The organism is Escherichia sp. HH41S, from assembly GCF_009820115.1.
Lineage (GTDB): Bacteria > Pseudomonadota > Gammaproteobacteria > Enterobacterales > Enterobacteriaceae > Escherichia > Escherichia coli_F.
The window spans coordinates 21,332-32,356 of record NZ_VNXE01000076.1; the positions used below are offsets into that span (position 1 = coordinate 21,332).

11 protein-coding genes and 1 pseudogene are annotated in these 11,025 nt (G+C 52.5%); 2 read left to right on the top strand and 10 right to left on the bottom strand.

Annotated elements, in window-relative coordinates:
- Positions 1-4: 4 nt before the first annotated feature.
- From icmH to tssB, 10 genes are read right to left on the bottom strand one after another with little or no spacing between them, the layout of a single operon-like run.
- Positions 5-766, bottom strand: coding sequence for a type IVB secretion system protein IcmH/DotU (icmH, locus tag FQZ95_RS15055; protein WP_000343298.1), 762 nt, complete (start codon positions 764-766; stop codon positions 5-7).
- 4 nt (positions 767-770) lie between these two features.
- Entirely contained in the window at positions 771-2,102 is a 1,332-nt protein-coding gene (gene tssK / locus FQZ95_RS15060) for a type VI secretion system baseplate subunit TssK (RefSeq protein WP_160530383.1), read from the bottom strand.
- 2 nt (positions 2,103-2,104) lie between these two features.
- A complete protein-coding gene (gene tssJ, locus FQZ95_RS15065; RefSeq protein WP_105277804.1) occupies positions 2,105-2,629 on the bottom strand; it encodes a type VI secretion system lipoprotein TssJ in 525 nt (174 codons plus the stop codon).
- Complete coding sequence (tagH, locus tag FQZ95_RS15070) at positions 2,626-3,906, bottom strand: type VI secretion system-associated FHA domain protein TagH (protein ID WP_001113710.1); 1,281 nt, start codon at positions 3,904-3,906, stop codon at positions 2,626-2,628. Before tagH ends, tssJ begins: the two co-directional genes overlap by 4 nt.
- A 24-nt stretch (positions 3,907-3,930) precedes the next feature.
- Entirely contained in the window at positions 3,931-5,013 is a 1,083-nt protein-coding gene (tssG, locus tag FQZ95_RS15075; protein WP_000348784.1) for a type VI secretion system baseplate subunit TssG, read from the bottom strand.
- Positions 4,977-6,827, bottom strand: coding sequence for a type VI secretion system baseplate subunit TssF (gene tssF / locus FQZ95_RS15080; RefSeq protein ID WP_096987213.1), 1,851 nt, complete (start codon positions 6,825-6,827; stop codon positions 4,977-4,979). The genes tssG and tssF overlap by 37 nt, the downstream gene beginning before the upstream one ends.
- A gap of 3 nt (positions 6,828-6,830) precedes the next feature.
- Positions 6,831-7,244, bottom strand: coding sequence for a type VI secretion system baseplate subunit TssE (tssE, locus tag FQZ95_RS15085; protein ID WP_000611742.1), 414 nt, complete (start codon positions 7,242-7,244; stop codon positions 6,831-6,833).
- Between the two features lie 6 nt (positions 7,245-7,250).
- Positions 7,251-8,726 carry a type VI secretion system contractile sheath large subunit gene (tssC, locus tag FQZ95_RS15090; protein ID WP_000056978.1) on the bottom strand — a complete coding sequence of 492 codons (1,476 nt, stop codon included), beginning with the start codon at positions 8,724-8,726 and terminating at the stop codon, positions 7,251-7,253.
- Between the two features lie 50 nt (positions 8,727-8,776).
- The gene (locus FQZ95_RS15095) at positions 8,777-9,001 is read right to left on the bottom strand and encodes a hypothetical protein (RefSeq protein ID WP_105277801.1); all 225 of its coding nucleotides are present in this window, start codon (positions 8,999-9,001) and stop codon (positions 8,777-8,779) included.
- Between the two features lie 34 nt (positions 9,002-9,035).
- Positions 9,036-9,536: a type VI secretion system contractile sheath small subunit gene (gene tssB, locus FQZ95_RS15100; RefSeq protein WP_000037397.1), complete on the bottom strand. Its 501-nt coding sequence runs from the start codon at positions 9,534-9,536 to the stop codon at positions 9,036-9,038.
- Between the two features lie 695 nt (positions 9,537-10,231).
- On the opposite strand from tssB, the gene FQZ95_RS15105 reads away from it, so the two are divergent.
- Positions 10,232-10,750: an Hcp family type VI secretion system effector gene (locus FQZ95_RS15105; RefSeq protein WP_001142958.1), complete on the top strand. Its 519-nt coding sequence runs from the start codon at positions 10,232-10,234 to the stop codon at positions 10,748-10,750.
- Between the two features lie 209 nt (positions 10,751-10,959).
- Positions 10,960-11,025, top strand: a pseudogene (locus tag FQZ95_RS27025) (hypothetical protein); the annotation flags it as partial.

Genomic DNA, 11,025 nt, shown 5'->3' on the forward strand with positions numbered 1-11,025 from the left:
GTCCTTATCGAAGTAATTTGTTTAGCTGGTGCAGGATGTCCTGCGTCTGGCTGTCCAGCCGCAACAGATAGAACAGGTAAAACAACGCCAGCACGACAACGCCACCACAAAAAATATGTTTAATGGTCAGGCGACTGATGAGCTGATAACGCCCGCCCTGGGTTTTTTTGTCCTGGTGTAACAGCGGGAAAGGGGCATCGCCGCGTAGTTTATGCAGGACGTGGTACAGGCGGCGGTAGATCTGCTCAAATTCCCCCTGATCCTGTGCTGCCACTTTGTAGCGCCCGCGAAATCCCAGAGAAAAACAGAGCCAGAGAAATTCCAGCAGATCCTGGTAACGTTTGGGTTCACGGATCAGGCGCTCCAGCAGGATGAAAACTTTCTCGCCACCCCAGGCTTCGTTGTGGAAATGGACCAGCAATGACTGCTTGATCCACTCGTTCTTGTTCGACCAGCCGTTACCGAGCGCTGCTTCATCAATAAACGTGCAGAGGATGTAGCGAAACGAGATAATCACGCCCGGTTCGTAGCCCTGCTCCTGAAGCAGTTGCTCCACGGCCTGAACATCCGTCACCACCTGAGCAAAAAGATGCTCCGGCATCGTCTGGCTGTTCATGGTAGAAAGGCGCATTACCATACCGAGTAGAGGCGTGGCTGCGTCGATCATCGGATTCAGGCTGTTGCCACGAAGCGCGAGATGGTAATCGCGCTGGCTTTTTTCGTCGTATCCGGTAAATGGTGGCAGAGACAGTGACCCCTCATCCATCGTCTTACCCTCTTATCGCCCACAGTTGCATGTTCAGATCCGGGAAACTGCCGGATACATGCAGCGCAACGGCCCCGGCGGCAGCCATTTCTGTCCAGGACTGTCCGCTCTTGTCGAGTTCGAAATAGCTGAACCCGGAATGGTAGGGAAGCTGACGGGGAGCCACCATCAGGGCACGCAATGGAATGCCGGGGATCTGCACACTGACCATATTGCGGATTTTTTCCGGCGAGGAAATTTTCGACTGCTGGATAAACTGGCGCTGGATCTGATCGACCGGCATATTTGCCGCCACGGCCAGCACAAAGGTGGCAGATTGCAGCAGTTCCGAGTCATGGATATCGGCCTGCCAGATACCGTCACGCAGATGCAGCGGCAGATTGACGGCTCTTGGCGACAGTACGGTATGCAGCGCCCGTTTGACTTCCGGTAACAGTGTTTTAAATGTTTTGGTCAGGTCATGATGATCATACACATCAAGCGGGCAGGGCAGGCGCGACGGCTCGGTAAAGGTCATCAGTTCTCCCAGTAACCCGGCAAGATCAAGGTAGAAATCTTCCGGGTGGAGCTGGGAGCGGCGGGCGCGATGAGTAAACCGGGTCTGGTTACGGTTAAGTAACTGCAACATCATAAATTCCGCCACATCCGCGATGCCGCTCTGCGCCGGAGAGCCAATACGGTTTGCCAGATCGCTTGCCCGTCCGCCAATGGCCCCCTGTACCTCTTTGAGATAAACACGCAGTTTCTTACTGACCTGAATATTCTGGCAGGAGGGGATAAAATCGTCATCCAGCGTCAGGGAGCCGTCGGCATGGCGATCGCTGATACGGCAAAGCGGGAGCGTGATATAGGCGCTCATATCTTCTGCACCGCTCATAATGCGCGGCGTCAGTTGTCCCAGCGTCAGTGTTCGCGCGTCGCCTTCTTCTGAATGCAAATCCCGGACATCGGCATAATTCAGCCGGTAACGCCCGATTCGCCGCCCGTCGCTGATTTCATTTCTCACATCACTGGCGACCGGCAGAGCGAGGTAGATATTGCGGCTTCTTTCGTCCGGAAAATTTTGCGGGTGCAGCGGATCGGGCAGTGCGTCCTGGTCGGGGATAGAAAAGACGGTGCCGTCGGGCAGTGTGCCTGACGCGCTGTCAATCATGATCTTACCCTGCGCCAGCAGTTCATTGTTGAGGGTGAGTTCGGTAAATCCCCAGGATAAATCATTCATGGCCCGGAAACGCTGGTTATCCAGGTAGTCGTTGTAACGCTGCTGTTGCTGGAAATGGTGTGGGCGCATCAGCATCCCTTCCTGCCACATCACCTTGTTGCGGGTGGTTGCCATACTTATTCATCCTCTTTTTTCATTTCGATGCTGCTTTGACGTACATGCACCAGCAGGCGGTAATGGTGGCCGGTTCCTTCCACCGTCTCGATTTGTTTCCATTCCGTGGCCTGGTCATCGGAGAAATAGGCCACGACACCAATAAACTGCGTTTTCTCATCCAGCTTTACCAGCGGCAGGGTTTTGATGGTGTCCGGCAACAGGTTGAAATCCTGGTGGTCGATATAGTTTTTACCCAGCACATCCGGTAGCGGCGTACTGGCTATCTGGTCATAGTCGGCTGCCTGCAATTTTGAGTCGTCCGTCAGGTACACCAGTTGCACATCCACGGCGGCTGATTCACCCTCCGCATTGGTATTAGTGTCCGGTTCAGTCAGCAGGGTGACGGTTATTTCCGAAGGTTGCTCCTTCAGGCTCCCGACCTGGATATCCGGGTTTTTGATCACCTCGCTGATTTTTTTCGCCGTTTCGCAGCCGGTTAATATGACGCACATCAGCACGCAGGCCAGAAACGCCTTCCTGTTCATGCTTCCGGCTCCCGCTGTTTTTCACGAAGCACCCGGTCATAGACCTGGGCGTAGACCTCGTTAAACAGCATCTCAAACCCCTGCTGGCGATCAGAGGCCAGCTCTTCGTAATAATGGCTGTACATTTGCCATGCTCCGGCATCATCCAGCGGCTGGCGCAGTTCATGGCTGCGGCGGTACTGCACAAAGCGGCGCAGCAGATTTTGTGGTGAGAAGGCGTCCAGCAGGACACGAAGCGACTCCACAATCGCCGCCCGGTTAGCTTCTTCGTGGTGGCGGACATTGCGCAGGCTTTCACTGACAGCGGCGGGAGCCGCCAGATGTACCGGACTTTTACCTTCGGCAAACATCACGTCGAGCGCGGTGGCGTAATCCATGTTCAGGCGCAGCGGGTTATCTTCCAGCGGGCGCAAATGTTTGTCTGAGAGGCTGTTACGCTGCTGCTGCAAATCAAGCAGACCTTTTATTGCGGCCTGTAACGTGCGTCCGGCCTCCTCCAGAAAATCATCCGCATCGTCGGAATTGCTCACGGTAAGCGAGCCGCCAAGGCCGCGCAGTAAGGGGGTGACCGCAAGGTGGCGTTGCGCCATTTCTGCCACAGAGACGTCATCATTACGCTCGCCGGGGCTGGCATAAATGGGCGGCAGATCCATAAACGGCGTATTGATCCCCCCATTACTTGCCGGATCGGACAGCGGTGCCGATGGCCGGACAGCCGCAATGCCTGAAAGCGGATCGCCCGCGGTAATCAGGCTTTCGGACTGAAGTGCCTGGAGTGGATCGGCAGAAAAACCGTTTACCACGGTGTCAGCAAGCTGATGCCGGTGAGTCATTCCCGGATAGTGTGGCGCACCCTCCGTTGACAGCAGGGTATCCGTGAGCATATCGCGATTGGTGACGATGGTTTCGGGAGTGGCCATTTCCTCATCGTAATGGGGGATATCACCCCGGTTCAGATGAACCCTCACCATCAGACGCCCTATCTGGATCTCATCGCCCTGGCGCAGCTGTATCAGGTCTGATGTTGCTGTGACTTTTGCCTGGTTCAGCCACAGTTGTGCCGTCTGCGGGCGCAGACAAAATGTGCCATCGTGCAGTATAACGGTAAAGGCCTGAGCCGGAATGCTCTGCTGACGATCCTGTACCGACCAGTGGCATTCGGGGCCATGGCCGACATTTCCCTGCTGCGTGAACAGACAGCGCGCCGCCCGCCCGCTTTCCAGCTCACTGCCGTTAATGACCTGCAATGAAAGCGTCTGTAGTTTCTCTTCCGGCATATTCTGCTCCGTGATTATCATAATTTACGACCGTACCCTGATGGTGACTGAGGGTCGTTCTTCCGGTGTGCCGAGGAAGCTGGTCCAGCCCAGCAGCGCACTTTTGTTATCGCCCAGGCGCATTGCGCCCACCTGCTCCGGTGCCAGCCCCAGATGTAAGTCCCAGGCAAGCTGATCGCGCAGGATGAAGGACACAAACATCGTCAGTGGCAGGAAGTTTTCGCCGGACGGCAGAAAAGAGAGGAACTGTTTTCGGGTCAGGCTGGTAATACTGAGCTGGAATTTTCCGCTGAGATCGGGCACCCGTGTACCCAGAACAAAGTTGCCCAGTACCGATCTTCCGGCCAGTTTTTCGCCATTTTTAAGGGAATAGCTCCCCAGGCTGTTTTGCTGATCCGGTTCAATATCCACCTTGCGACGTTGCCAGTTTTGCAGCGTCACGTCTGACAAGTCAAAACAGTGGGACACCAGGCCGCAGATGATTTCCGGGGATCGTCCCGGATTTGCCAGGATCCCGGAATACGCCAGCATTTTGCTGTGATTAATCGCCAGCTTATCGCGAAGCTGGCGGTGGCCCAGCCCGACAAGGGAGTACATGCGCTGCGAGAACGCATCCACACCGCCGTTACGAAAACTGATGTGATAGCGGTACTTACGCCAGATATGCCAGACAAACTGGGTCAGGCGGTGGCTGAACATATCCAGAAAATCGCCTACCGGACTTTGTTCATGTACCGCTTTCCAGGCCAGGTGATCCAGGTAATAACCGGGGAGAGGCGACTGGCTCCCCTGTAACCCCATAAAGGTGGTGGTCATCCTGAATGCCCCTGACTTATCCCGTTTCAGCCCACTGATATCACTGCACGGGAAGGCAAGGCTGGCATCGGCGCTGAAACGCAGGGTTTCCTGTGCCGGATCATCGCGCAGGGATAATTCCGGTGTCCCCTTTTCACCCTGTGCCAGGCGGTGCAACAGCTCCGCCATCGCAAAAAAATTGTAAGAGCAGGCGTTATGGAAAACCTGTGCCAGCGGATCATTCTGCTCTTTATCTGCCGGGGGATGTCCCGGACTCAGATAAGAGGATGCTGCCCGGTTCTTTCCGTCCATTTCCATGTCTCCTGGCTTTCTGTGTTCACAACGGTCAGCATGTGGAATGAGTTAACGCTGGCGTACAGCGACAGAAAATGCGAAAGCACCGTACCGAGCAGATACATTTCCCCTTCACAGACAAACGGCTCCGGGTGCAGATACAGCGTGGAGGCCAGCCCCCGGACGGGAATACCCGTAAACAGGCGATCAACGGGGCGGGTCTCCAGACGCTCAATGGCATCCAGCTTTTGTTGTGACAGCCGCGCCGTCTGCGGATGATGGATTGCGTGGCGATCAAAGTTGGCGATGACCTGCTTCAGCGCGTCCGTATCTAGTAATGACAGATAATTCAGGTTCATGGCGGAGAGTAGGGACCAGTGGAGGCTGCCATCAATGACCGGCCAGAGTGGTTGCGTCGGGCGGGTAATGTTGCGAAATGAAGCAACAGCCGCATTTTTACCGGTTGTGCCGGTGATATCGCCGGAACGAATTTGTGACGGAAGCTCACGGTTGGTACAGGTCAGCGATACCGAAACCACTTCATTACTGAGCAGCGATTCGTCTGACGGATAACTGCCATCAGCATGTATAAAAGCAAGGGTATGATCAAAGCCGCGATGGAACAGGGATGTTTTGGTCCGGTGATGCCAGTACACCACTTCCCGCTTCCGGCTGTATTCCATCTGATGGCTGAAACTTTCAAAGGCAGGCCACTGGCGCGCGGCCTGCGTCGAAACAGGACGCCCCAGATCTTTTTTCCTGAACATATCCTGCACCTGGCTCACCACGCCGTTAACGGAAAAGACATCGTAATGTTCCGGATAGTGGCGACTGGGAACCAGCGGATAGTCTGCCCGCCGGTTGTCCAGCGTGATGGCTTCTGCATGGTGGATAAATAAATTAATGGCAGGTGCGCAATACAGGCGCAGAGAATCGCGGCGCAGCCGGATGTCCACGGGCAATGGGCGCGAAAAACGCAGTTGCAGGGTAAAGGATTCAGCCTGCAATCCGTCAGGCAAAGCCGGACAACCACAAAGATCAAAAAAGAGAAACGCATCGGGGTAACAGAAATACTCCTGAAGGATCCGGTAGCCGCTGTGGACGTTTTTCGGCCAGGGCAGCATGGCATCCTGCGGCTCAAAACCGACAGCTTTTAGCATAAACTCAGGCAGGCGAATATGCTGTTCACCCACAGTCAGGTCGGCACCCTGCAAGTATTCGCAGAACCATAAATAAAGCTGGTCACGGGTATAGTTGTCGTCATTGCCGAGCCAGAAGCGAAGTTTGTTCAGATCCAGCGTGCGGAAGTCCGTTCCCGGTGCGACCGAAAAGGTGATGTTGATAACACCATTACGGGTCGTACTGCGGTTTTCAATCTGCTCCAGGCGAACGGGCAGCAGCCAGATATCCCGGCAGAGGGTGAAGGTACAGGGAGGCGGCTCCTCCTTTTTAGCATCAGAGGGCAGCACTTCATCAACTCTGATTTCCCCGGCGTTGGTTGTAAACTGCTCATTACGGGGGATTAACACCGGCACAGAAGACTTATCCATATCCGGCGTATATTCAATAAGGGTCATTGCCGGAACCGGACGCAGGTAATTAGGCCACAGCATCTTGATAAGCCCGTGCGTCAGTTCTGGGAATTCATCCTCAATTTTTTGACGGAGATTGCCGGTAAGAAAAGCCACGCCTTCCAGCAGGCGTTCAATATCCGGATCCGCATCTTTTTCGGCCAGGAAGCGGGCCAGATGGGGTTTTTCCGTTGCCAGCAGCTTGCTGAGCTGGCGCAGGTAATCGAGTTCTTCCCGGAAATAGCGTTCTTCAAATTCCATCTGTCAGTCCACCCGGTAATGCTGGCTGCCATTCGGTGCCATATCAAATTCAAGCACCTCATGCGTTTCGTTAAATGTCACCCAGGCTGTAATATGAAACGTCATATCCAGCGGGCTGGAGGCGGATGAAACCACTGCCTGCACTTCAGCGTGTGAGATCCGGGGTTCATAGCGTTCTATACATTGCTCGATGGCCCGACTCATGGATTCGCGGAAGTTTTCAGCCCCTTCCGGTTCATCAATGCCCAGCTCAGGCGCACCCCGGCAACTACCGGACCGGGTATTAAGAATGTTTCGTAGGTTCTGGCGAATGGATTGCCTGAGCGAATGAATACTGCCTCCCTGCCGGTTTCTGGCCGAAGAGGCTTCCATACGCTCAAAAAGAGAACCTGTGGTTCTTTCCCGATCCGGTATCATGGTGTGTTACTCCCTGTCTAACCGGCCAACCAGGGAAAGCTCAAAATTTGCCCCCATAAATTTAAAATGAGGTCTCACGCTTAGCGCAACCTGGTACCAGCCGGGTTCGCCTTCTACATCCATAACCTCAACTTTGGCAGCGCGCAGAGGTTTGCGGCTGCGCACGTCTGCAGGCGGGTTTTCCTGGTCGGCAACATACTGACGGATCCAGGTATTAAGCTCTCTTTCTAAGTCGCTCCTTTCTTTCCATGACCCCAGTTGTTCACGCTGCAACACCTTGATGTAGTGCGCTAACCGATTGATGATGAAGAGATAAGGAAGCTGCGTACCCAGCTTATAGTTGGTTTCTGCATCTTTTCCCGGAAAGTGCTTCGGTTTTTGTACCGAGTTTGCAGAGAAAAAGGCTGCATTATCAGAGTCTTTACGCATGGTAAGGGTGATAAAACCCTCTTCAGCCAGTTCAAATTCGCGGCGATCGGTGACCAGCACCTCGGTTGGGATTTTGGCCTGAATCTGCCCCATCGTTTCGAACAGATGCACCGGCAGATCTTTCACTGCGCCGCCGCTTTGCGGACCGATAATGTTTGGACACCAGCGGTATTTGGCAAAACTGTCTGCGATATTGCATGCCAGCATCCAGGCCGTATTACCCCACAGATAATCTTCGTGGTTCTGGCTGACATCTTCGTAATAGTTAAAGTTCTTAACAGGGTTATCTGTTGGTGAATAGGGCTGGCGAAGCAGGAAGCGGGGTGCCGTAAGCCCTAAATAGCGCGAATCTTCCGAGTCACGCAGGGCGCGCCATTTGGTGTAGGCCGGACCTTCAAAGATGGCATAAAGATCTTTGATATTAGGCAGTTCGGTCCACGAGTTCAGCCCCATAAACTCCGGGGAAACGGAGGACAGGAACGGTGCGTGCGCCATTGCGCCCACGGCACTGACGTATTGCAGCAGTTTCATGTCAGGCGCGGTATTTTTGAACTCATAAGCGCCCAGCACGGCAGCGATGGGTTCACCGCCAAACTGTCCGAAACCGGACGAATAAACGTGCTTATAAAATCCGGACTGAATAATTTCTGGCGCAAACTCAAAGTCTTCCAGAAGTTCCTGCTTGGTGACATGAAGCACGTTGACCTTGATGTTTTCACGGAAATCAACGCGATCCACCATGGTTTTCAGTGAGCGCCAGAACGACTCGACCTGCTGAAAGGCAGGCGCATGGATGATGACATCCATCTGGCGGCTGATGCGTTCATCAATATCTGCAATCATGCTGTCCACGGCCAGTTTATTGACCGGTTCGGCAGATGCAGTGGATTGCAGGATGCTGGCAATAAAGGCTGTCACACCCTGGCGGGCAACGTCATAACCTTCCGAACCGGGCTGAATACGGGTCTGTGCCATGATTTGATCAAGCAGCGACGATGCCTGCTCAGGCTGCCCGGCATGACTGGAAACGAGTTCCTCTTCCTGTAAAGACATACTGAAAATCCTTCTGTTTTAGCTGTGTTTCTGAAACCGGCTTTTCGCCGTCAGTGAAGTACGCGCTGCCAGTGCGACGCGCTCTGCTGAAACTCACAAAAATGGATAATCTCATCCAATAGATCACTGATACGGCGATCCAGTGTTGTAATCAGCGCAGCCACACCATCCTGGTTGATTTCAACGGACGGGCTGAAACATACCTGGTAAACCACCTGCAGAATGTCTGAAACAGAGAGGTGGTATGTCCCGGAGATATTTTTGTGTGCCGTCATGCCTGGATAACCCTGTTTAATGAAATAGTGGTGGTTATTTATTGCTCACCTGGCCGATTTCTTTGAGCAACTGCTCGCGGGACTCTTCATTTTCCAGCAATGCCTGGAGCTGGGTACGGAATGCCGGAAGGTTACCCATCGGCCCCTTCAGTGCAGTCAGTGCTTCACGCAGTTCCAGCAATTTATTCACTTCCGGAACCTGCCGGGCCACGCTATCTGGTGAAAAATCATCCAGTGACTTGATATTCAGCGCCACATTCAGTTCATCGTCCGTTGTGCTTCCCTTCAGCGTGGCGGGGACGGTAAAATTGAGGCCAATGGCTGCTTCAGCCATCACTGCACCGAAATTGTGCTTGTTAACGGAAACTGCCTGACGTTCATCCAATGAGGATGTTTCCTGCGTATTTCCGGTATCGCCGACAACGAGCATGTTAAGTGGAAGTTCCACTTCAGCCGTCTGGCCATCTGTTTTTGGGACATACGATATATTAATACGCTCGCGAGGCGCGACGCTGCCTTCAAATTTTTTGCTCATAAAAGTGATCCGTCATGTTATCTCGTACAGGCCATGAACACGGCATATTCGTACCGCAAAAAATATCGGAAATGCCGCCTTGATGGCGGTGAAAATAAAATCACCACTCCTTAATCACCCCGCATTTTACGCTTCAAAATAAATAAGAAAAGGACTTTTTATCGATCGTAAAGAGGGGTATTCTGCAAGCGTTAAATAGATTGTGTGAACCTGTGCAATTCGCGCCAGGTGTATTATGGCAATAATTTAAATATAGAGTTTTTATGTATCTTATTGAATTATATAATAATTTCATTAAACATAAGCTAATCTAATGATTGCTTGTTTATATATTTGTTTTGTGATTGATTAAGTGGGTATTTTTAAGGAATATCTCAAAAATTATCAAAATGATAATTCAGAAAGGATAAATACAATATTTATTCATGATTCAGCTTTGGCCATTTTATGGAGGCAATACGGACTTTGAACAGTTGGGTATGGTTATCCAGATATATATTATTAAGTTATTGCTGAATAAGAGATTTAATGATTTTAAAAATAGTTTTTACGACAACCGTAAATTCTAGCTCGGTTTGTATGTAAAAAATACTGAAAAATGATGCGGTTCCGTGAAGTGAGCTGCATCTGCCTGTCTGGGATTAACGGCAGGTCATTGTAAGTAGTAATTAACCACGTTAACAAGGAGTTTACAAATGCCAACACCGTGTTATATCTCCATCACTGGTCAGACCCAGGGAAATATTACTGCAGGTGCATTTACCGCTGATTCTGTCGGCAACATCTATGTGCAGGGGCACGAAGACGAGATGCTGGTGCAGGAATTCCTGCATAACGTTACTGTCCCGACGGATCCTCAGTCCGGTCAGCCTGCGGGTCAGCGTGCTCACAAGCCGTTCATTTTTACCGTGGCGCTGAACAAAGCGGTTCCGCTGATGTACAACGCACTGGCCTCCGGTGAAATGCTGCCAACCACTGAACTGCACTGGTGGCGTACATCTGTGGAAGGCAAACAGGAGCATTATTTCACCACCCGCCTGACTGATTCGACGATTGTCGATATGAAACTGCATATGCCGCATTGCCAGGACCCGGCGAAACGCGAGTTCACCCAGTTGCTCGAAGTTTCACTGGCCTACCGCAAGATTGAGTGGGAACACGTCAAATCCGGCACCTCCGGTGCTGACGACTGGCGCGCACCGCTGGAAGCATAAGTTAAGCCAACAGCATCCGGCTATCAGGCCGGATGCTGTTTTTGTATTACGCCGTAAAAAGAAAGATTGTCAGTAAGGGGTTACGTTCACGGGAGATGGCGGATGCCGGAAACTTCGGCGGTAGCGTGCCTGAACGCAAGCGTAACACTGTACTGTCACAGCCGCTTTAACAGCGAACTGTCTGTTTTTCCTTAACCCCGGAGGTTGCTATGTCAACCGGATTACGTTTCACGCTGGAAGTGGACGGCCTGCCACCGGACGCGTTTGCGGTGGTT